The organism is Streptomyces sp. KR80 (genome assembly GCF_052245555.1).
Taxonomy (GTDB): domain Bacteria; phylum Actinomycetota; class Actinomycetes; order Streptomycetales; family Streptomycetaceae; genus Streptomyces.
In genome coordinates this window covers 173,129-194,594 of the sequence record NZ_JBQQCD010000007.1, presented here as the reverse complement: position 1 = coordinate 194,594, position 21,466 = coordinate 173,129, and the positions used below count along the sequence as shown (strand labels likewise).

At 71.9% G+C, this 21,466-nt stretch carries 18 protein-coding genes; 7 read left to right on the top strand and 11 right to left on the bottom strand.

Going from position 1 to position 21,466, the window contains the following annotated elements:
- Window position 1: 1 nt before the first annotated feature.
- From ACTWQI_RS13425 to ACTWQI_RS13400, 6 genes are all read right to left on the bottom strand, one after another.
- Window positions 2-376, bottom strand: a complete 375-nt coding sequence (locus ACTWQI_RS13425) for a hypothetical protein (protein WP_443270195.1) — start codon at window positions 374-376, stop codon at window positions 2-4.
- Window positions 363-2,108: a hypothetical protein gene (locus ACTWQI_RS13420; RefSeq protein ID WP_443270194.1), complete on the bottom strand. Its 1,746-nt coding sequence runs from the start codon at window positions 2,106-2,108 to the stop codon at window positions 363-365. Before ACTWQI_RS13420 ends, ACTWQI_RS13425 begins: the two co-directional genes overlap by 14 nt.
- A 164-nt stretch (window positions 2,109-2,272) precedes the next feature.
- Window positions 2,273-3,262, bottom strand: a complete 990-nt coding sequence (locus tag ACTWQI_RS13415) for a malate dehydrogenase (protein ID WP_443270192.1) — start codon at window positions 3,260-3,262, stop codon at window positions 2,273-2,275.
- A gap of 413 nt (window positions 3,263-3,675) precedes the next feature.
- Complete coding sequence (locus ACTWQI_RS13410; RefSeq protein WP_443270190.1) at window positions 3,676-4,674, bottom strand: helix-turn-helix domain-containing protein; 999 nt, start codon at window positions 4,672-4,674, stop codon at window positions 3,676-3,678.
- Window positions 4,675-5,207: 533 nt separating this feature from the next.
- Window positions 5,208-5,837 (bottom strand): DUF3017 domain-containing protein, encoded by a 630-nt coding sequence (locus tag ACTWQI_RS13405; protein WP_443270189.1) that lies wholly within the window; start codon window positions 5,835-5,837, stop codon window positions 5,208-5,210.
- 24 nt (window positions 5,838-5,861) lie between these two features.
- On the bottom strand, window positions 5,862-6,725 hold the full coding sequence (locus tag ACTWQI_RS13400) for a bifunctional methylenetetrahydrofolate dehydrogenase/methenyltetrahydrofolate cyclohydrolase (protein ID WP_443270187.1): 864 nt from the start codon (window positions 6,723-6,725) through the stop codon (window positions 5,862-5,864).
- A gap of 290 nt (window positions 6,726-7,015) precedes the next feature.
- Here ACTWQI_RS13400 and ACTWQI_RS13395 point away from each other — a divergent pair, with 290 nt between their 5' ends.
- Entirely contained in the window at window positions 7,016-7,711 is a 696-nt protein-coding gene (locus ACTWQI_RS13395) for an RDD family protein (protein WP_443270185.1), read from the top strand.
- 236 nt (window positions 7,712-7,947) lie between these two features.
- On the opposite strand, the gene purH is transcribed toward ACTWQI_RS13395, so the two are convergent.
- The gene (gene purH, locus ACTWQI_RS13390; RefSeq protein ID WP_443270184.1) at window positions 7,948-9,522 is read right to left on the bottom strand and encodes a bifunctional phosphoribosylaminoimidazolecarboxamide formyltransferase/IMP cyclohydrolase; all 1,575 of its coding nucleotides are present in this window, start codon (window positions 9,520-9,522) and stop codon (window positions 7,948-7,950) included.
- A complete protein-coding gene (purN, locus tag ACTWQI_RS13385; protein WP_443270182.1) occupies window positions 9,519-10,154 on the bottom strand; it encodes a phosphoribosylglycinamide formyltransferase in 636 nt (211 codons plus the stop codon). The genes purH and purN overlap by 4 nt, the downstream gene beginning before the upstream one ends.
- 304 nt (window positions 10,155-10,458) lie before the next feature.
- On the opposite strand from purN, the gene ACTWQI_RS13380 reads away from it, so the two are divergent.
- The gene (locus ACTWQI_RS13380) at window positions 10,459-11,505 is read left to right on the top strand and encodes a hypothetical protein (protein ID WP_443270181.1); all 1,047 of its coding nucleotides are present in this window, start codon (window positions 10,459-10,461) and stop codon (window positions 11,503-11,505) included.
- On the opposite strand, the gene ACTWQI_RS13375 is transcribed toward ACTWQI_RS13380, so the two are convergent.
- Window positions 11,429-13,282 carry a cell division protein PerM gene (locus tag ACTWQI_RS13375; protein ID WP_443270179.1) on the bottom strand — a complete coding sequence of 618 codons (1,854 nt, stop codon included), beginning with the start codon at window positions 13,280-13,282 and terminating at the stop codon, window positions 11,429-11,431. The genes ACTWQI_RS13380 and ACTWQI_RS13375 overlap by 77 nt on opposite strands.
- Before the next feature lie 102 nt (window positions 13,283-13,384).
- Here ACTWQI_RS13375 and ACTWQI_RS13370 point away from each other — a divergent pair, with 102 nt between their 5' ends.
- On the top strand, window positions 13,385-14,371 hold the full coding sequence (locus ACTWQI_RS13370) for a hypothetical protein (protein ID WP_443270177.1): 987 nt from the start codon (window positions 13,385-13,387) through the stop codon (window positions 14,369-14,371).
- 269 nt (window positions 14,372-14,640) lie between these two features.
- Here ACTWQI_RS13370 and sucD read toward each other — a convergent pair whose 3' ends face one another.
- Complete coding sequence (sucD, locus tag ACTWQI_RS13365; protein WP_443270176.1) at window positions 14,641-15,525, bottom strand: succinate--CoA ligase subunit alpha; 885 nt, start codon at window positions 15,523-15,525, stop codon at window positions 14,641-14,643.
- 23 nt (window positions 15,526-15,548) lie between these two features.
- A complete protein-coding gene (sucC, locus tag ACTWQI_RS13360; protein ID WP_443270175.1) occupies window positions 15,549-16,724 on the bottom strand; it encodes an ADP-forming succinate--CoA ligase subunit beta in 1,176 nt (391 codons plus the stop codon).
- A 731-nt stretch (window positions 16,725-17,455) separates the two neighbouring features.
- Here sucC and ACTWQI_RS13355 point away from each other — a divergent pair.
- The 4 genes from ACTWQI_RS13355 to ACTWQI_RS13340 are packed head-to-tail and all read left to right on the top strand — an operon-like array spanning window position 17,456 to window position 21,404.
- Window positions 17,456-19,303 carry a phage tail sheath family protein gene (locus tag ACTWQI_RS13355; RefSeq protein ID WP_443270173.1) on the top strand — a complete coding sequence of 616 codons (1,848 nt, stop codon included), beginning with the start codon at window positions 17,456-17,458 and terminating at the stop codon, window positions 19,301-19,303.
- 17 nt (window positions 19,304-19,320) lie between these two features.
- Window positions 19,321-19,845: a phage tail protein gene (locus ACTWQI_RS13350; RefSeq protein WP_443270171.1), complete on the top strand. Its 525-nt coding sequence runs from the start codon at window positions 19,321-19,323 to the stop codon at window positions 19,843-19,845.
- A 19-nt stretch (window positions 19,846-19,864) separates the two neighbouring features.
- The gene (locus ACTWQI_RS13345; protein WP_443270169.1) at window positions 19,865-20,695 is read left to right on the top strand and encodes a T4 family baseplate hub assembly chaperone; all 831 of its coding nucleotides are present in this window, start codon (window positions 19,865-19,867) and stop codon (window positions 20,693-20,695) included.
- Window positions 20,688-21,404 (top strand): hypothetical protein, encoded by a 717-nt coding sequence (locus ACTWQI_RS13340; RefSeq protein WP_443270167.1) that lies wholly within the window; start codon window positions 20,688-20,690, stop codon window positions 21,402-21,404. The genes ACTWQI_RS13345 and ACTWQI_RS13340 overlap by 8 nt, the downstream gene beginning before the upstream one ends.
- Window positions 21,405-21,466 lie beyond the last annotated feature (62 nt).

Sequence of the window (21,466 nt, the reverse complement as noted above, 5' to 3'; positions counted from 1 at the left end):
CTCAACCGCCCAGCGCGGCCAGCGCCTGCCCGACGGCCACCGCGGAGGCCAGCGCCCCGACGCCCGCGGCGGCGTCCTGCAGCAGTCGCCGCAGCCCTGCGAACCGGCTCGGGTCCGCCTCCCCGGTCCGCCGGATCTCACCCTCGGTGCTGTCGAGCTCGTCCCGCAGCGCGGCGATCTCCGGGGTCTCGATCAGCCGCCCGAGATCGTCCTTGAGCTGCAGCACGGCCTGCAGCAGCCGCTCGTGACCCTCGTCCTTCGCCGCCGGGCCCACGGTGTTGCTGACCTGGTTGTTGCTGCCGATCACCACGGCACTGCCGGTCACGTCGTTGATGCGGACGCCCCTGGCGTCGTCAGCCGCGTCAGCCGCCCCCATGGCTGCCTCCTGCCTTCTTCAGGTACGTGTTGTCCTGGTCGATGTCCTGACCGACGGCGATGGCGCTGTTCTCGGCGGAGCCGATGTACACCCCGCTGACGTTGACCACCTGCTGGACGAACTCGCCGGTCTCCCAGCCAGCCGCGTCGAGCGCCTCCCGTACGCCGCTCGCGACCCGGTCCTGGATGCTCTTGAGGTAGCGGCTGACGTCCATCTCCTGGAAGAGCGAGGCCCCCTGGTCGCTGCCGAGCTCCCGTACGGACGCCCAGGGCCCGTCGGGCAGGGCCGCCGCCTGGCCGCCGGACCACGCGCGCCACAGGAAGGCGAGCTGGCGGAGGACATGGACGACCGACCGGCCGGCACCCGTCGGCAGCTGACCGAGCGCCCAGACCGCCTTGCCGACCGGACCGCCGCGGCGGTAGGTGTCGCTGACCCGGTCCACGGCCCGGAACTCCGGGCGGACCGGCCGCAGCACATGTGGGGCGATCTCCAGCATCAGCATCCCGCCCTGGGTGTGGACCCGGACGAACACCGTGGTGACGACCTCCTCCTCCCAGGCACCCACCCGGATGCGCAGGAAGTGCCGGCGGCCCTCCCCGCCTTCCTCGACGGCGCGCTCCCGTTCGGCGTCGAAGTGCTCGGGTTTCAGCGGGGCTTGGGCCCGCACCGGGATGCCCGTCAGCGGTACGAAGACGCACTCGTCCGCCGTGAGACCGCGCAGCCGGTCACGGACCGCGGCGGCCTGCGGCGTGTCGGGGTTCGAGGGCTTGCGCAACGCCTCGACCAGCGGTGTGACGCGTTTGATGATCTCCCGGTTGTTGAGCGCGGCATGCCGCTTTTTCTCCGGGTTCCGGCGCAGCTCGACGGCGAGCGTCCAGGGGTCCTGGGGGCTGCCGGCCCCCAGGAAGGGGTGCTGCGAGTGGTAGTAGACCAAGGGCGAGTGCTGCTCGGCCCGGATCAGCCGTTGCAGGCGCGCGAAGCGTTCCCCGCCCGTGGCCTCGGCGACATCGGGACGGTCCGGGTCCGCGAAGGCCCGGGGGTGCAGTTCGCCGGAGATGACCCGGGCCACTTGCTCACGGTGGGCGGCGATGCAGGCGGCCATCGCCAGCGGAATGATCAGGGCGAACCAGGCCGCGGCGGCGTCCTCCATACCGATGAGGCCCATGTTCTGCAGTTCGTAGCGGGTCTCGTCGCCGGCCACGGCCAACGAGGTGGCCGACACCGCGTAGAGCACCAGCGAGAGCCAGCTCGAGAGCCGCAGATAGCCGGCCACCACCCGGCGGTACCGGGGGAGGCGCTGGGCGCCCGGGTAGTCGGCGCGGAAGGAGCCCGAAGCGCCGCCGCGCAGCCGGGTCGCCAGCACCAACAGGACACAGGGGATCAGGAAGGCCGAGAAGAAGGATCCGGCGAGCACGAAGGCGAGCACCCACAGGGCGACGATGGCCACCGCCCAGACCGCTTCGAGGCGACGGGCGCGCAGCGCATGCGCGAGCACCCGCGCGGCGTCGATGCCGAGGGACGGGGCGGCGATGCGCTCCTCGTGGAGGTAGAGCTCGTCGACGACCGCGTCACGGAAGTCGTCGTCGAGGTAGGTGCCGGCGCACAGCAGCCGGGTGGCCTCGCTGGCGGCGGGGTCGGCGGCCGGTTCGGCCAGTTGGGTCGGTTGGGCCGGCGCGTCCGACGCGGCCGACGCTGACGGAGCGGGCTGTGTCGGGATGCGCTGAACTGACACATGTCCCCCGAATGCTCGAACTCCCGTTCATTTCATGGGAGTTGACCGTATGACGAGGGTCACAGCATAGAGAAACGCGGAAGGCCCCGGTGGCAAAACCGGGGCCTTCCGCTGATCGGCCGGGGCTCGGGTCCGAGGACGGATCCGGTCCGTCGGATCCGGGCTCAGATGAGGCCGAGGCCGCGCACGGCGTCGCGCTCCTCCGCCAGCTCCGCGACCGAGGTGTCGATGCGGGTGCGGGAGAAGTCGTTGATGTCCAGGCCCTGGACGATCTCGTACTTGCCGTCCTTGCAGGTGACCGGGAAGGACGAGATCAGGCCCTCCGCGACGCCGTACGAGCCGTCCGACGGGATGCCCATGGAGGTCCAGTCGCCGTCCGCCGTGCCGTTCACCCAGGTGTGGATGTGGTCGATCGCGGCATTGGCGGCGGAGGCGGCCGAGGACGCGCCACGGGCCTCGATGATCGCAGCGCCCCGCTTGGCGACCGTGGGGATGAAGGTGTCGGCCAGCCACGCCTCGTCGTTCACGACCTCGGCCGCGTTCTTGCCCGCGACCTCGGCGTGGAAGATGTCCGGGTACTGGGTCGCCGAGTGGTTGCCCCAGATGGTCAGCTTGCGGATCTCGGAGACCGCGACACCGGTCTTCTTAGACAGCTGCGAGAGCGCGCGGTTGTGGTCGAGGCGGGTCATGGCGGTGAACCGCTCGGCCGGTACGTCCGGGGCGGCGGACTGCGCGATCAGCGCGTTGGTGTTGGCCGGGTTGCCGACGACCAGGACCTTCACATCGTCCGCGGCGTGGTCGTTGATGGCCTTGCCCTGCGGCTTGAAGATGCCGCCGTTGGCCTCGAGCAGGTCGCCGCGCTCCATGCCCTTCGTACGGGGGCGGGCGCCGACGAGGAGGGCGACGTTCGTGCCGTCGAAGGCCACGTTCGGGTCATCGGTGATCTCGATGCCCTGGAGCAGCGGGAAGGCACAGTCGTCGAGCTCCATGGCCGTGCCCTCGGCGGCCTTGACCGCCTGCGGGATCTCGAGCAGGCGCAGCTTGACCGGCACGTCCGCGCCGAGAAGATGACCGGAGGCGATGCGGAAGAGCAACGCGTAGCCGATCTGGCCGGCCGCGCCGGTAACGGTGACATTGACGGGAGTGCGGGTCATGGCGATCTCCTGCGCTGTGTTCTCTGGGGCGGCCCCCAGACGTCCATGCTGGCGGCGGGTGTCCCTGCCCATGTCTATTTTTTCGCACGCGAGATCTCTCGGCATCAAGAGAACTCGGCGTCAGCGTACTCGACCACCGCGCGACGGATTCGGGCCGCCCGGCCCATGTCTCGCTTTCCCCTTCCCGGCCACGGTCACGTGGCTGCTTCCCGGCCATGCTCAAGTGGCGGCCGCCCGCGGGATGAGGGGAGACGGGCGGCCGCCGGGGTGCACGGCACCCGTGGGGGGTGCGGTTCGCCTGCCCTCGATCGCGGCAGGCATGCCTACGTGTATCAGCCACTTTTGCGGCCGGTTCCGCCGGCTGGTCCCCGGCGGCGGTGCGGGCGCGGAGGCGACGCGGTGTCGGCCCGAGCTCAGGTTCCGCCCGGGCTCGCGCTCTGCTCGCGGCCCGGCCGAGTGCAGCCGCTCACGCCCGCCGACGTCTCCGCGCACGCCTTCGCCCCGCCCGGGGCGCTCACGGCGACCATCATCGTGTACGCCTCGCCGCCCTGGTCCGCGGTGCCGCTCTCGGTCTGCTTCGCCCCGACGATCCGGACGGTGTCTCCCGGTGCGGCTTCGGTGATGCGTGCCCAGGCCGCCTTGCACACCTCGCTGTAGCGAACCTCGATGAACGCGCCGCCGACGATTCCGTCGGCCACGGTCTGCGCGTACTGCCCGCCGCAGCCCATGGCCTCCGGGTCCGCTCCCGAGCAGTCGTCGCCGGTGCACTTCACCCCGGCCGGCACCTCGGGCTTCTGGGAAGCGGTCGGCGACGGCGGCATCTTGACCGCTCCGGCCTCGTCGTTCCCGCCGAGGTCGAGCAGCAGGACGACGGCGGCCACGACGAGCAGCCCACCGACGGCACCGGCGATGAACATCGGCACCCGGCGCGAACGACCCCTTCCTCGGGGGCCGTCGCCGGGCGGGGCCGGGCGGACGGCACCGGTGGGGTGGTACCCGTGCGCGGGGCCGGCGGGGGGCGCGGCCTGCGGGCGTGCCGTGCCCCGGTGTCCGGACTTCGCGGCCGGTGCGCCGAACTCCCCCAGTGCGGCCCGCGCCTGCGCGACGCGTATCGCCTCCATCGTGACGTCGTGCCGCATCTCGGAACGGCTCCAGGCGCGCTCCGCGAGCTCCCACATCGTCGTCAGATGGGCGGGGTTCGCCCCGGTCACCTCGGCGAGCGAGACGACGGCCCCCTCCGGCGGCAGCAGTCTGCCGCCCAGATACCGCTCCCATGACGTCTTGCTGTAACCGGTCCGGTCGGCGACCGTGGCGATGCTCAGCCCGCTGCGATCGACGAGCCTGCGGAGTTGACTGGCGAACTCCCTTACCTGCGGATCCAGTTCATCCGGCAGGGCCTTCCAACGAGGCATGTGCCTCCCCCTGTTCCCCCCGAATCGTGCATGTGTCCCGGCGCCGCGTGCCCCCCATGGCACCTGGCACCCCTGTCCGGAACTACTCCCTGGGATGCGTGCACCAAGAATGTCAGTTCCCGCGGGCCGTTCGCACGGGGGGCATATGCATTGGGGGCCGGGCGCCTGCGCGCCCCCCGAAGCCTCCGCGCGCCGGACCGCCGGCACCGTTCCGTGACGGTTGTTGCACGGACTCGGGAGTGCGCCGGAACGGTCACCACCGTGCCACAGAGCGTCGGCGGTCCTTGAGCCCCTGACCGGGGTCCAAGATCCTCGTGCGCGGAAGGGACCGCGTCACCCATACCGGCACAAGGGGGTGCCGGGCGACTGCGGCAGTCGCCTTCCGAACGCGACGGCGCCCGTCCTCACACCCGGGGGAGAGGACGGGCGCCGTTGCCCGTACGGGACGGACCCGCCGCCCATCCGCCGGCCGTCCCCCAGACTCCGTCCGGGCTGGGTACCCCCGGCGGTGGCTGGGGGAGTGCCCCCAGGCCTCAGCGCACGGTGAAGTGCACCACGTCCTTCAGCCAGGGGATCTCCAGCCACGGATTGGGCTGGGCCATCATCGCCAGCAGCACGATCACGACTCCCAGGGCGCCGTACGTCACCATGTCCGTGAAGCGGGACCGGACGGCCAGCATGCCGACCGACGGCAGCACCCGGCGCATCACCGCCGCCGCGATCAGGGCGAGACCGATGATGATCGTGCCGATCCGGACGGCGTCGGCCGCGACCACCACCAGCCCGACGGCGGTCCCGCCGAGGACGCTGAGCAGCGGCCACTGCCGCGCAGGCGCAGGCGCGTCCCCCGAGGCGGCTCGTCCGCCGCCCTCGGGGCGCGCGGTGTCCTGGGTGACGCGCGGGAACCGCCGGCTACGTGGCGTCTCCGCCGACCGCTGCCCGGGACCGCCGGGCTGTCCGCCCGCCGACGGCTGACCGCTGTCGGCCTTGACCGGCGGCGTCTCCCCGGACCGGGCTTCGGACCGGCCGGCGAACGCGGGCGTGCCCGTGCCGTCGTGCGCGCCGGGGCCGGTGCCCCGGCGCGACCCTGCGCCCTCACCGGTACGGCGAGCCGCGCCGCCCGAAGCGGCGGGTCCACCGTTCGCGTGCGCTTCCCCAGCCATGGGTGGCAGCCCCTTCCTTCCCCGCTAGCCCGCCGCGGACAGGCCGCGCTCGGCCGCCTCGACGACGTTCTGCAGCAGCAGGGCACGGGTCATCGGGCCGACGCCGCCCGGGTTCGGGGAGAGCCAGGCCGCGACCTCGGCTACACCCGGGTGGACATCGCCGACGATCTTGCCGTGCTCGTCCCGGCTCACGCCGACGTCCAGCACGGCCGCGCCCGGCTTCACGTCCTCCGGCTTCACGATATGCGGCGAGCCGGCCGCCGCCACGATGATGTCCGCCTGGCGCAGCTGCGCGCTCAGGTCACGGGTGCCGGTGTGGCACAGGGTCACGGTGGCGTTCTCGGACTTACGGGTCAGCAGCAGCCCGATCGAGCGGCCGACGGTGACGCCGCGGCCGACGACGACCACATGCGCCCCGGCGATCTTCACCCCGTGCCGGCGCAGCAGCTGGATGACGCCGTTGGGCGTGCAGGGCAGCGGCCCCGGCTCGTTCAGGACCAGCTTCCCGAGGCTCATCGGGGCCAGGCCGTCGGCATCCTTTGCCGGGTCGATCAGCTCCAGCACCCGGTTGACCTCGATCCCCCTGGGGAGCGGGAGTTGGACGATGTAGCCGGTGCAGGCCGGATCCTCGTTGAGTTCCCGTACGACCGCCTCGATCTCCTCCTGAGTGGCGGTGTCGGGCAGCTCGCGCTGGATGGAGGCGATGCCCACCTGGGCGCAGTCGCGGTGCTTGCCCGCGACGTACCACTTGCTGCCCGGGTCGTCGCCGACCAGCAGGGTCCCGAGCCCGGGCGTGACGCCCCGGGCCCTGAGCGCCTCCACGCGGGCGGCGAGTTCGGACTTGATCGCTGCGGCGGTGGCCTTGCCATCGAGAATCTGGGCGGTCATGGGTCCATCCTCCCGGATCGAGCCGCCCTCATTCCAATCAGGGCAGGCTCGTGCGGCACCGTATTGCAGATTCGCCACATCTGCAGATCTTGACTGGACAGCATCAGTATGCGGCGACCACGATGGTGGCGCCGTCGCCATCTCGTCAGGGGGCCGAACCTCAGCGGCGGGCATCTCGGGGGAAGTCACGCCGCATGGGTCGCACAGCTCATTCGAGAGAACAGCTGCGTCCGAGCGCGTTCGCCCGGGCACCTCGGCCCCACCGTCTTCTTCCGCTCGGAGGATCTCACGTGAGCTACCCCCCGCCACCCGGCGATCCGAACAACCCGTACGCGCAGCCTCCGCAGGGCCAGCCCTACGGGTACCCGCAGCAGCAGCCCGGCCAGCCATACGGCGGCTACCCGCAGCAGCAGCCCGGCCCGGCCCCCGCGTATCCCCAGCAGCAGCCCGGCCAGGCCTATGGCTACCCGCAGCAGCAGCCGGGCGGCCAGCCGTACGGCGCCTACCCGCAGCAGCAGCCCGGCTACGGCGGCGGCTACGCCCAGCCCGGTGCGATGCCCGGCTACGCGGGCTGGTGGTCCCGGTTCGGAGCATCGCTGCTCGACGGGCTCATCATCGGCGTGCCGTTCTCGATCCTCGCCGGCATCGCCGGGGCGGTGTCCGGGGGCGGCGAAAACGTCGCCGCCGCTGTCATCGTCACGATCCTCGGCTGGCTTGTGGCCATCGGCCTCGGCATCTGGATGATCTACCAGGAGGGCAAGACCGGCCAGACCATCGGCAAGAGGGCCGTCAGCATTCGCCTGTTGCGCGAGCGTGACGGACAGCCACTCGGCTTCGGCATGGCATTCGCCCGGCGTCTGCTCCACATCGTGGATGCTCTTCCCTTCTTCCCGCTCTGCCTGGGCTACCTGTGGCCGGCCTGGGACGCGAAGAAGCAGACCTTCGCCGACAAGATCGTGAGCTCGGTGGTCATCAAGTCCCAGTGATTCGCAGACCGTTCTGCTACGCCATGGGCAGCCGCCCTCGAGCCGCGTTGCGGCTCTCATCGGCCCGTCAGTAGCCACTGAACGCAGCGACCGTCGGCCTGGTGGGGACCTCGGCGCGACGGTGCCCAACGCCACCGCCCAGCTGGAGTCCCCCTGGGCCTAACGGTCCGGGCGGGGGGTCCCCCGGGGCTAGCTGGGGGAGTCCCCCGGGGGAGGGTGAGACACCGAGCGGCGGCTCAGTGGAAGAAGTGGCGGGTGCCGGTGAGATACATCGTCACGCCCGCCTTCTTCGCCGCCTCGATCACCTGCTCGTCGCGGACCGAGCCGCCCGGCTGCACCACGGCCTTGACGCCCGCGTCCGTCAGCACCTCCAGGCCGTCCGGGAACGGGAAGAACGCGTCGGATGCGGCGTACGAGCCGGCAGCCCGCTCCTGGCCCGCACGCTGGACCGCGAGCCGCGCCGAATCCACCCGGTTGACCTGGCCCATGCCGACGCCGACCGTCGCGCCGTCCTTGGCGAGCAGAATCGCGTTGGACTTGACGGCGCGGGAGGCCCGCCAGGCGAAGGCCAGTTCGCGCAGGCCGGCCACGTCCAGCGGCTCTCCCGTGGCGAGGGTCCAGTGGGCCGGGTCGTCGCCAGCGGACTGGAACAGATCGCTCTGCTGCACCAGTACGCCGCCGGAGACCGGCTTGAGCTCGGTGGGGCGGGCCGGGGAGCCCGCCACCCGCAGCACGCGGATGTTCTTCTTGCGGGCCAGGACGTCGACCGCGCCGTCCTCGTACGCCGGAGCGGCGATGACCTCGGTGAAGATCTCCACGACCTGCTCGGCCAGCTCGACGGTCACCGGGCGGTTGACGGCGATGACGCCCCCGAACGCGGAGAGCGGATCGCAGGCGTGGGCCTTGCGGTGTGCCTCGGCGACGTCCCTGCCGATCGCGATGCCGCACGGGTTGGCGTGCTTGATGATCGCGACGCACGGCTCGTCGTGGTCGAAGGCGGCGCGGCGGGCGGCCTCGGTGTCGATGTAGTTGTTGAAGGACATCTCCTTGCCGTGCAGCTGCTCGGCGTTGGCGAGGCCCTCGGGGGTCCCGTCGGTGTAGAGGGCGGCGGCCTGGTGCGGGTTCTCGCCGTACCGCAGGACGCTCTTGCGCTCCCAGCTGCCCGCGACGAACTCCGGCAGGTTGCCGCCTTCGTCTTCGGGCGCGTAGCCGCTGGTGAACCAGGACGCGACGGCCACGTCGTACGCGGCCGTGTGCTGGAACGCCTCCGCCGCGAGGCGCTTGCGAGCGGTCAGGTCGAAGCCACCGCCGCGCGCCGCCTCGAGCACGTCCGCGTACCGCTCGGGGCTGGTGACCACGGCGACGGACGGGTGGTTCTTGGCGGCGGCGCGGACCATGGAGGGGCCGCCGATGTCGATCTGCTCGACACATTCGTCCGGGGTCGCGCCGGAGGCGACGGTCTCGCGGAACGGATAGAGGTTGACGACCACCAGCTCGAACGGGGCGACGCCGAGCTCCGCCAGCTGCGCGCGGTGGGTGTCCAGCCGCAGATCGGCCAGGATGCCGGCGTGCACCCGGGGATGGAGCGTCTTGACGCGGCCGTCGAGGCACTCGGGGAAGCCCGTCAGCTCCTCGACCTTGGTGACCGGGACCCCGGCGGCGGCGATCCTGGCCGCGGTGGAGCCGGTGGAAACCAGCTCGACACCCGCCTCGTGCAGGCCGCGGGCCAACTCCTCCAGACCTGTCTTGTCGTAGACGCTGACGAGCGCACGACGAATGGGGCGCTTCGTGGCTTCAGAGGTGGCGGTCACGGGATCAGTACCTTTCGTCCCTCAATGCGGTAGCCGTCGCGGGCGAGACGGCCCACGACCTCGACGAGCAGGCGGCGCTCGACTTCCTTGATCCGCTCGTGCAGAGCGGCTTCGTCGTCCCCGTCCCGTACCTCGACCACGCCCTGGGCGATGATCGGGCCGGTGTCGACGCCGTCGTCGACGAAGTGGACGGTGCACCCGGTCACCTTCACGCCGTACGCGAGCGCGTCGCGGACGCCGTGGGTGCCGGGGAAGCTGGGCAGCAGGGCGGGGTGCGTATTGACGAACCGGCCGCCGAACCGGGCGAGGAATTCCTTGCCCACGATCTTCATGAAGCCCGCCGAGACGACGAGGTCCGGCTCGTACGCGGCGGTGGCTTCGGCCAGGGCGAGATCCCACGCCTCGCGCGTCGGGTGGTCCTTGACGCGGCACACGAACGTGGGGATCCCGGCGCGCTCGGCCCGCTCGAGTCCGGCGATGCCGTCGCGGTCGGCGCCCACGGCCACGACCGTCGCGCCATAGCCCTCCGGGTCGGCGGAGATCGCGTCGAGCAGAGCCTGGAGGTTGGTGCCTGAGCCGGAGACCAGCACGACCAGGCGGGCCGGACCGGCCTTGGGGAGGAGCGAGGTCACAGCGGGCTCTTTCGTGGAAGTCCCTCCCGGCGGAGCCGAGGGGGTGTGGGCCTCCCCCAGCCGAAGGTGGGGGAAGGACCCTCTGGGCGGGTTTCGGAACTTTTCGGATCGTAGGGTCGTACAAGCGAGGGGATCCCGGAATCCGGAAGACCCTACGAAGCCGCAGACCGTCAGCAACGATACCGGCACACCCGGCGGCCCCCATGGGACGGGGGCAGGCGCGGGAGGTAGCGTCTGAGACAGGGAACCGTCTTGCCGGGTAGGGGAGGGCGGGACGACGACACAAGGGGAAGACACACTCCAGATGCCGGACCGACGCCGCAGCGCGGCCCTCAGCGTTCCGCTGCCCACGGCACCGTCCTGGGGTTCCCCATGCCGCAGGCCAGGGGACGTCGATCCGCGGCAGGGGGGACCCGGGCCCGCGGCACTGCCAGGTGCGACGGTGCCGCTGCGGGTCCCGTCGACGATGCTGCGGATGCCGTCGACGTCGTCGCGCGAGCGCGCGCTCGCCGAGCCGCTGCTGCGTGAGCGCCGATCGTCCTCGTCTGCGTCCCGGCCCCCGGAGAGCGAGGACAACCCCTTCGCGCCGCCGCCCGAGGACCGGCCGGACCAGCCCTGGCGTCCTCGCTCCCCGTACAGCGCCCACGGCCGCCCCGACGAAGCCGGGCCCGACGGCCAGGACGGCGACCCCGGCGGCGGCGACCATGCCGGGCCCGACAGCCGGGACCAGCAGCCGGACTGGGGTGGCAAGTGGAGCAGCCGCCAGCCCGGCCGCCACGACGGCGACTTCGGTACGGGCCCGGGCGGCGGCCGGCGGCAGAACGGCGGGAAGGGGCCGGACGGGAACGGCGGTCCGGGCGGGCTTCGCTGGGACCCGACCGACCCGCTGCAGCGGCGGGCCCGTTACGCCCTGCTCGCGGGCATGTGGGGCTTCTTCTTCGCGCTGTTCAGCCTGCCGGAGATCGCGCTGCTGCTGGGCGCGTTGGCCATGTACTGGGGTGTCAGCTCGCTGCGCGGGAAGCCGGCCCGTACGAGCGCCGGCTCGGCGGACGCCGCGGCCACCGAGGGCGGCGCCGAGCCCGGCAGGCAGGGCAGGACTCCCTGGGCGGGCCCCGGCGCGGGTCCGGGGGCCGGTCCCGCCGGGAACTCGAGGCCCCAGACGACGTCGGCCGTCAGCGGTCTGGTCACCGGCGGCCTCGCACTGGCCATCGTGGCGGCCACCTTCACGTTCCAGATCGTCTACCGCGACTACTACGCCTGCGTGGAGGACGCCCTCACTCAGCCGTCCCGTCAGTCGTGCGAGAAGCTTCTGCCGGAGCAACTGCGGCCGCTCCTGAGCACGCAGGAGTGACGTCCCCGTCGGGGCACTCGGACTGAACGTGCTCCCCCGAGCGCCCGGAATCCACGTCCCCTCCTGAACCCTGGGGATCAGCGTCCCCCTGCGGGCTTTCGGAACCGCCGTCCTCCCCCGAGCACTCGGGACCGCCGTCCGTCGGCTCGTCGGCCTCGGCCGACCGCTTCGGCCACGGGGTGCGCACGCGAAGGATCGCGCCCGCGCGATGCGAGAGCGCGGCCGCGGCCTTGGAGGCGGCCGCCGCGGCGTGGCCGGCGGCCACCCCCGCCGGCCAGCGCAACCAACCGAGCCGGAACCACCCTTGTGACAGGGGCTGTCCGAGGGCACTCCCCCAGACCCTCCGCCAGACATGCCCCGGCTTCGCCAGGCCACCCCGCAGCCACGAGCCGGGGCCGCCGGCGTGGCCCTCGGTCGCGGCCTCCGCCGCTCGCTCCCGCCTGCGCATCCACCACCATCGCAGGACGAGTGCCGCCGGAGTCCCCACCAGCGTCGTCCAGAAGAGCGCCGCCGCACCCGTCAGCCACCAGGCGGGGCCGAACTCCTCGAGAGCTCCCGTCCCCAGCGAACCGCCCGCCACCCCGGCAAGCAGCGCCATCGCGACCGCGCAGCCCGCGCCGCCGATCGCCGCTGCCGCCGCCGTGTCCCGCCACCCCAGGTCGGCACGCACCGCCGCGCAGGCCGTGAACCACCCCAGGGCGACCGCCGCCGCGACCGGTACGACCAGCACCGCCCAGGTGAGCGGCCCGCCCGGGCCCGGTCCGGGGATCGCGGTGAGCAGCGGGAAGTACGGCAGGTCCGGGGGCGCTGGTGCGCCGAAGGGTGCCATCCAGGTGTCCGAGCCCAGCATGAAACCGGCACCGAGGCCGTACGCCGCTCCCCAGACGACCGCGTTCGGGACCAGAGTCAGGGACAGCACCAGCACCGACAGTCGCCCCGACCACGGCCGGGTGAGTTCCCCGAGGGACTCGTAGGACGTGACGCCGTGCCAGGCGAGCGACACCGCGACCAGCAGGGCACCGCCTGCCAGCAGGACGGCCGTGCCGGCCCCGGCGCCGGGGAGCGCGACCGTGAGACGAGGGAGAGTGAGGACGGATCGCACGCCGTCCGGAATCCGGTCGAGCGCCCGCAGGGCAAGCGGCGGCAGCGGTTCGCAGGGGCACTCGAGAGCCACCCACACCCCGTACGCCGCGGCACCCATCGCCAGGACCGGCAGATGCAGCAGCGCGCTGAACACGTCGACGCCCAGCGGACCGCCGGAGGTGTAGAGCACGGCGACCACGCCGACCAGGAGGTAACCCGCGCTCAGCCACCCGATCGTGGGACCTGCCGGCGGCTGCCCGGCCGTGCCCTTCCGGTCCTCACGCGCTTCGACCGTGTATCGGGACGTCCGGTACAGCAGCCACACGGGCAGGGCGATCAGCAGCAGGGGCGTGACGCCGACGGGCGCGGAGACACCGGTCAGAGAGTCGGCCCTGACCAGCTCCACACCGTGCGCGAGCAGCCAGAGTCCTGCCGCGACGTGGAGTGCCCCGCTGGGCCCGCTGTCGGGGTACGGCGTGGTGATCCACAGCAGGAGTACGGCGACGGTCACCGTCCCGAGCCCGAGCGCTGCGGCCACCACTCCGCCGAGCATCCCCTCTCCGGAGGCGGCCGGGGCGCGGAGCGGACCGTCACCGCCTTGCCGTGCGGCCCGGAACTCCCGGAATTCCGGACCTTCCTGGCCGGGGGTGGACGACGCCGAGCGGTCATCGGTCCATTCGGTCACGTGTGTCACAGGGCCATGCTGCCAACAACACACCATTCGTCCGTGCAGCGTTGAATGGCTGTCGTGTCGTCAATATGTGGTTATGCACTCATTGCCGCAGTGGAGCACCAGATGGCCCGCACGGTCCGGCTTCTCGTCCGGCACCGGTCCGGGCGGAGCGACATGATGTCGCGCGGACGACGCCGGAGCCCCGGCCGGATGCGCAGGCCCCGCACACCGAAGCCGCACCAGGTGGCGTCCAGGGCGGCCCGCGGCTTTGACGCGCTCTACACGGAGCACGCCGCAGGCCTCGTACGGCAAACCCGTCTGCTCACCGGACGGCAGCGTCTCGCGTACCGGGCCGTCGAGCGGGCTTTTCACCGGGCGTGGCAGCGCTGGCCGCGGGTGGCCGTGGCCAGAGACCCGGCCGGGTGGGTCCGCGCGGCGGCGTACGAGTACGCGCTGGCGCCGTGGCACCGGCTGCTTCCGGCCCGGCAGCGCCCGTTGGCGGACGCCGGACCCCACCCCGCGCTGGCGGCCGCATTCGTCGCCCTCCCGCCCTCGTACCGCCGTGCGCTGCTGCTGCACGACGGGCTCGGTCTCGGAATCGCCGAGACGGCCGCCGAGTGCGAGGCGAGCGCGATGGCCACCGTCGGCCGGGTGACGCACGCCCGGGCCTGTGTCGCCGAACTGCTGCCGGAGCTGCGCGGCGTGTCCCCCTCGCAACAGGACGAGGCGCTGCGCCGGATGCTCGGCGAGCTCATCGCCGCGCAGCCCGTGCGCACCCGTCCCGCGGACGCGGTACGGCTCGGGAGCGAGCGCCGTACGCGCTGGTGGACGCGGGGTGCCCTCGGGCTCACCGCACTCATCGCGGTGGTGACGGCATTCGTCGCGGCGGTCCGGCCCGACGGCTACCGCGCGCCCCAGGCGCCCGGCGAGTCGGTGGCCACCGCGTCCCCGGTGACCCAGATGGAGGAGGGGCGGGAGAGCCGTAAGCCGGACCGGCGGGAGCCGGGCCACGAAGACCGGGTCGATGCCCGGTCCGGCCAAGGCCCCGCGCAGCGGAAGGCCGGGCGCCCCGTGCCGCGGCAGGGCTCGCTGCTGCCCGAGACCCGCTGACCCACCGGGTTGTGGGCAATCGTTCCTCCCCCGGCTACCGGCGTGCAGCCTCGTACGAGACGGAGGCCCCCGCGCAGGGTTGCGCGTCGTTCCCGGGTGCGGCTGGGGGTGCGTAGTGCCGGGGACGGGATCGGAGGGGGTGTCCCGTCCGGGCATGGCCCCGCCCTGCGAGTCCACGGACTCGCAGGGCGGGGCGCGGAAAGGGGTGTGGCCCGGACCATCTGGTCCGGGCCACACCCTCAGAAGAGCTCAGCGCAGCTGAGAACGCGTCAGCCGGCAAGCGCGGCGCGCGCGAGCCGAGCCGTCTCGGACGGCGTCTTGCCAACCTTCACGCCCGCGGCCTCGAGGGCCTCCTTCTTCGCCTGAGCGGTGCCGGACGAGCCGGAGACGATGGCGCCGGCGTGGCCCATGGTCTTGCCCTCGGGCGCGGTGAAGCCCGCCACGTAGCCGACGACCGGCTTGGTGACGTTGGCCTTGATGAAGTCCGCGGCCCGCTCCTCCGCGTCGCCGCCGATCTCGCCGATCATGACGATCAGGTCGGTCTCGGGGTCGGCCTCGAAGGCGGCCAGGGCGTCGATGTGGGTGGTGCCGATGATCGGGTCACCGCCGATGCCGACGCAGGTCGAGAAGCCGATGTCACGCAGCTCGTACATCATCTGGTACGTCAGCGTGCCGGACTTCGAGACCAGACCGATCCGGCCCGGCTTGGTGATATCGGCCGGGATGATGCCCGCGTTGGACTGACCCGGGGTGATCAGACCGGGGCAGTTCGGGCCGATGATCCGGGTCTTGTTGCCCTTGGCCTGGGCGTACGACCAGAACGCGGCGGTGTCGTGCACCGCGATGCCCTCGGTGATCACCACGGCCAGCGGAATCTCGGCGTCGATGGCCTCGATCACCGCGCCCTTGGTGAACTTCTCCGGGACGAAGATGACGGTGACGTCGGCGCCGGTCTTGTCGATGGCCTCCTGGACGGTGCCGAAGACCGGGATCTCGGTGCCGTCGAAGTCGACGACGGTGCCGGCCTTGCGCGGGTTCACACCGCCGACGATGTTGGTGCCCGAAGCGAGCATCCTGCGGGTGTGCTTCTGGCCCTCGGACCCGGTCATCCCCTGGACGATGACCTTGCTTTCCTTGGTGAGGAAGATAGCCATGGTTGTCGGTGTCCTCGTCCCTCTTACTTCGCAGCAGCCAGCTCGGCGGCGCGGTCGGCCGCTCCGTCCATGGTGTCCACCTGCTGTACGAGCGGGTGGTTGGCGTCGGTCAGGATCTGGCGGCCGACCTCCGCATTGTTGCCGTCCAGCCGCACGACGAGCGGCTTGGTGACGTCCTCGCCCTTGGACTTGAGCAGCTCCAGGGCCTGGACGATGCCGTTGGCGACCGCGTCGCACGCGGTGATACCGCCGAAGACGTTGACGAAGACGGACTTGACGTCCGGGTCCCCGAGGATGATCTCGAGGCCGTTGGCCATCACCTCGGCGGAGGCGCCGCCGCCGATGTCGAGGAAGTTGGCGGGCTTCACGTTGCCGTGGGCCTCGCCGGCGTACGCGACGACGTCGAGGGTGCTCATCACGAGACCCGCGCCGTTGCCGATGATGCCGACCTCGCCGTCGAGCTTGACGTAGTTGAGGTTCTTGGCCTTGGCGGCGGCCTCGAGCGGGTTGGCCGAGAGCTTGTCCTCGAGGTCGGCGTGGTGCGGCTGGCGGAACTCGGCGTTGCCGTCCAGCGTCACCTTGGCGTCCAGCGCGATGATCTTGCCGGCGCCGGACTTGATGAGCGGGTTGACCTCGACGAGGAGCGCGTCCTCGGCGATGAAGGCCTTCCACAGCAGCTGCAGGACGTCGACCAGCTGGTCGGCGAGCTCGGCCGGGAACTTGGCGGCGGCGACGATCTCCGCGGCCTTCTCCGGGGTCACACCCTCGATGGCGTCGACCGGGATCTTGGCCAGCGCCTCGGGCTTGGTGGCCGCGACCTCCTCGATGTCCATGCCGCCCTCGACGGAGGCCATGGCCAGGAAGGTGCGGTTGGTGCGGTCGAGGAGGAAGGAGACGTAGTACTCCTCCGCGATCTCGGCGGTCGGGGCGAGCATCACCTTGTGGACCGTGTGGCCCTTGATGTCCATCCCGAGAATCTGACCGGCCTTCTCCACCGCGTCGGCCGGGTCGGAGGCCAGCTTCACGCCGCCGGCCTTGCCGCGGCCGCCGGTCTTGACCTGGGCCTTGACGACCGCGCGGCCGCCGAGACGCTCAGTCGCCTGGCGCGCCGCCTCAGGCGTATCGATGACTTCACCGGCCAGCACCGGTACACCGTGCTTGGCGAAGAGGTCCCTCGCCTGGTACTCGAACAGGTCCACGCGCGTCCGTCCCTTTGCGTCTCTATACCGCTTCAATACCGCTGTCGTGGAGATGAGCGGTTCGTTGTCTGCGTGGGCGTGCCGCTACGGGCAGCGTGACGACGCGGTCACAACGGAGGCGCACACGATGGCCGAGTACGCGGCATGTCCGTCCCGCAGGTTATCCCCGTCGGAGCGACCGCCCTAAAACACAGGTCACATGCGAGCGGTGATGGTGGTCACAGCGGGGGCGCGGGCGTCGCTCGCATGGCCCATGCCTCCGCAAGTAGGAACGAAACGCTCTTCCCTCGCATAGCGCCACAGATTCCGCAGATCAACCCATCCGCCGGACCGCAAACCGGCGCGCCGAGGCCTTCGGCGGTTCGGCTTGATCCATTCGCGTGAGCCTCATCACCATCGCGAATAGCGTCTATTAAGTCCGCTATTTAACCCGGTCAAACCCGTAATCACCGGCGATAAGCGGCACGAATTCGGCGCCGGTCGACTGAGGCGGGATGACCGGAATATCGCCTTGACCCGAACATGACCGGGCCTGAAGACTCGGTGTGGCACTCATGCATCAAGAGCCACAAGCCACTGCGCTTGACCGTGCGGTACCGAGGTCGCACGGGGTGTGCGACGGGGGAACTCCGGGTGAAGAAAGTGTGCCCATCGGCAGTGGCGCGCGCAATCCCTTCACGTCCCCTCCTCATCTCTCGAATCTCTTGATGCGCGAAGGGAAAGGAGGGGGAATGCCGCTGCAAACGGGCTATCCCGGCGTCTATATCGAGGAACTTCCCAGCAGCGTCCGCACCATCGCCGCGGTCACCACCTCGGTGACCGCTTTTGTGGGACACACCCGCCGTGGCCCACTGGGCCGCCCCGTACGGGTCACCAGCTTCGCGGAGTTCGAGCGCCGCTTCGGGGGCCTGAGCTCCCAGAGCGCGGTCAGCTACGCCGTGCACCAGTTCTTCGGCAACGGCGGCACCGTCGCAGTGATCGTCCGGGTGGCCGCCGCAGGCTCCGGCAAGGAGGCCTGCGTCACGCTCGACTCCACCGAGGGCCGCAGCGAGTGCCCGGTGCTGACCGTCCACGCCAAGGAGCCCGGCGTCTGGGGGAACGGCCTGCGGGTGGCCGTCGACTACGACACCACATGCCCCGACGAGACGTTCAACCTCCAGGTCTTCGACGCGAAGGGCGCAGCCCGGGAGGCGTACACCGGGGTCTCCATGCGCCCCGGCCACGGCCGCTTCGTCGAGACCGTGATCAACGCGGGTTCCTCGCTCATCCGGGTCGAGGCCCTCGAAGAGGACCGGCCCGACCCGTCCGGCACGGTCTCCAAGCCGTTCGGTGCCGAACTGCCCGATCTCGCCGTCGACCTCACCGTCAAGATCGGGGACGTGGAGCGCGACTTCACGCTGTACGACCCGGACCAGGACGGCGAGCCGCCGAGCACCGTCACCGAACTGGCCCTGCTGCTGGAGCGCAAGCTGCGCGCCCTGCCCGACGCCCCCGGCAAACGGGCCTTCGCGGGCGCCGAGGTCACCGCCTTCGGCCGGCGGCTCCAGGTCGTCGCCGGGTCCACCGATCCCGAGGACGTCGTCCGCTTCGTCGGCGAATGCGCCAACGACCTGGGTCTGGAGGCGTCCGTCAATCCGCCGGTCTTCCCGCTGAGCGGCGGCGTGGACGGCGACCCGCCGGGCCCCCGCGACCTCATCGGGAGCGAGGCCCGCAAGACCGGCCTGCAGGCGCTGCGCGACGTCGACGACGTCAACCTGCTCGCGATCCCGGAGCTGGCTGCGTATGAGTCCACCGAGGACATGATCACGGTGATCTCGGCGGCGCAGCGGCTGTGCCAGGAACGCCGGATCTTCCTCCTCGTCGACTCGCCCGCCACCTGGGTCAGCGTCGACACCGCGCGGGCCGGGCTCGCCGCCTTCGAGCCGGTGCGCGGCAACCACGCGGGCCTGTACTTCCCGCACATCCAGCTGACGGATCCGCTCACCGGCCGGCTGCGCTCCTTCCCGCCGTCGGGCGCCATCGCCGGAGTCATCGCGCGTACGGACGCCGAGCGCGGCGTGTGGAAGGCACCGGCGGGCACCGAGGCCCGGTTGGCCGGGGTGCGGTCGCTGACCGTGCGGCTGACCGACCGGGAGAACGGGCTGCTCAACCCGCTGGGCGTGAACTGCCTGCGCACCCTGCCCGCAGTGGGTTCGCTGGTGTGGGGCGCGCGCACCCTGGAGGGCGCGGACGCGCTCGACAGCGAGTGGAAGTACGTGCCGGTGCGCAGGCTCGCGCTGCACGTCGAGGAGAGCCTCCACCGCGGCCTGCAGTGGGTCGTCTTCGAGCCGAACAACGAGCAGCTGTGGCAGCAGATCCGGCTCAACGCCTCCGCGTATCTGCACACCCTCTTCCGGCAGGGCGCCTTCCAGGGCGGCACGCCACGCGAGGCGTACTTCGTCAAGTGCGACAAGGACACCACCACCGAGGCGGACATCGAGCGCGGGGTGGTCAACGTCATCGTCGGCATCGCGCCGGTCAAGCCTGCGGAGTTCGTGATCGTCAAGATCCAGCAGCTGGCCGGACAGTTCGAGCTCTAGGAATCCGAAGGAACCCGATGGCTGAGTTTCAGATCAACGCCCATCGCTTCGACCCGTACAAGAACTTCAAGTTCCTCGTTCTCTGGGACGGCCGTACGGTCGCGGGCATCAGCAAGATCAGCCCGCTGAAGCGCACCACCGAGGTGGTCAAGCACCGGCACGGCGGCGACCCCAGTTCGCCGCGCAAGTCCCCGGGCCGTTCCGAGTTCGAGGGCATCACGCTCGAGCGCGGCGTCACCCACGACCCCGAGTTCGACCGCTGGGCCAACAAGGTCTGGCAGGTGGGCGCCGGGCTCGGCTCCGAGGTCTCGCTCGCGGACTTCCGCAAGGACATCGTGATCCAGGTCCTCAACGAGGCCGGGCAGGTGGCCGTCTCGCACAAGCTCTACCGAACCTGGCCGAGCGAGTACCAGGTGCTGGGCGAGCTGGACGCGAACGCCAACGCGGTCGCGATCCAGAGCCTCAAGCTCGAGTGCGAGGGCTGGGAGCGGGACTACGAGGTGCCGGAACCCACCGAGCCCTCGTTCACCCATCCCGCCTGAGCCCGGGGCGGGGTGAGGAATGGCGTACACGGGGCCCGCGGAGCTGCTGGCGACCTGGGAGGCGGGGCTGGCTCACCCGGCCCCGGAACGCGCCCTACTGCTGCACCGGGCGGCCCGGCCGGACGCCGGCACCGACGCACTGCTGTCGGTGCCGGCCGGCGAGCGGGAGGCGGATCTGCTGGGCCTGCGCCGGGCGCTGTTCGGCGACCGGATGCAGGTGCTGGTGGAGTGCGGGGCGTGCGGCGAGGGCATGGAGTTCGACGTCGACGCACGCGAACTGCTCGCTGCCCAGGCGCTGGACGGTCCTCAGGCCGCCGGGCGACCGCCGCGGTCCGATGAGCCGCTGCGGGTCGTGGCGGACGGCTGGGCGGTCGAGTTCCGGCTGCCCACCGTCGCCGACCTCACCGCGGCGGCCCGTACCGCCGAGGCCCGTACCGCTGATCCGGCGGCCGGGACGGGCGAAGACGCGGTCGGCACCGCGCGGGCCGCGGCCCGACAGGTGCTGCTCGAGCGCTGCGTCATCTCCGCCGTACGGGACGGCCGGCCGGTTCCCGCGGACCGGCTGCGTGAGCTGCCCGACTCCGTGCAGCGGTTGCTCGCGGAGGCCGCCGAGCGGGCCGACCCGGCCGCCGCGGTGACGCTGAACATCGCCTGCCCGGAGTGCGGCGAGGCCACCCCGGCCGAGCTGGACATCGCCACCCACCTGTGGACCGAACTGGACGCCTGGGCACGGGACCTGATGCTCGACGTCCACCTGCTCGCCACCGCGTACGGCTGGAGCGAGCCGGAGATCCTGGCGCTCAGCCCGCTGCGGCGCCGTTACTACCTGGAGCTGTGCGCAGATGCCTGACTACTTCGACCGGCTGCTGGCGCGCCACGCCCCTCAGGCGTCGTGCACCGCGGTGCGCGTGCGGCCCCGGCTGCCCGGCCCGTTCGAGCGGGTCGAGGCCCTCCGGGCGGACCCGCCGCAGCCGGACGAGCCCGCGCCCCTCTTCCCGGCCGCGCCCCGACCGGACGTTCCAGCGCGCGCTCTGGTCCGGCACGAGCGCGAGATCAGGACCGATCGCCACACCGTCGTACGGACCGAGGCGGTGCCGCGCGAGGAGCCGGACCGACCCGTGGTCGACGCAGCGCGGACCGCGGCGCCGCTGCTGCGCCCCGCCACACCGGTCACTCCCCTGCTGCGGTCCGTCCCGCCCGAAGCGCCACGTGCCGGACGACGGGCCGCGTCGCCCGCCGCCGACGCGTCCCCGTGGGCCTCGGCACCCAAGCCCGCCCCTGCGGACGGGAACGTCGCGCCCCTGGCCGCCCCCGCGCCCCCGCGGCCCCGCGCTGCGGACGCGACGGCGGCGCGGGGGGCCGCACGGGCCGCGGCTGCACGACGGGGTGGCCGACCCGCCGAGCGCGTCGTGCACGTACAGATCGGACGGCTCGAGGTCAGCGCCGCCGGCGGGCCAGGCGCGAACCGCCCGGCCGGCGCCCGCTCCGAGCCCTCGGGGCGCCGCGCGCCCGCGATGAGCCTGGACGACTTCCTTACGCGCGGCGAGAAGAGGAACTGACGTCATGAGCGGCACAAGCGGCATCAACCGCAGCAACCGTGTGAACTGCCTGAGCGGGGGCC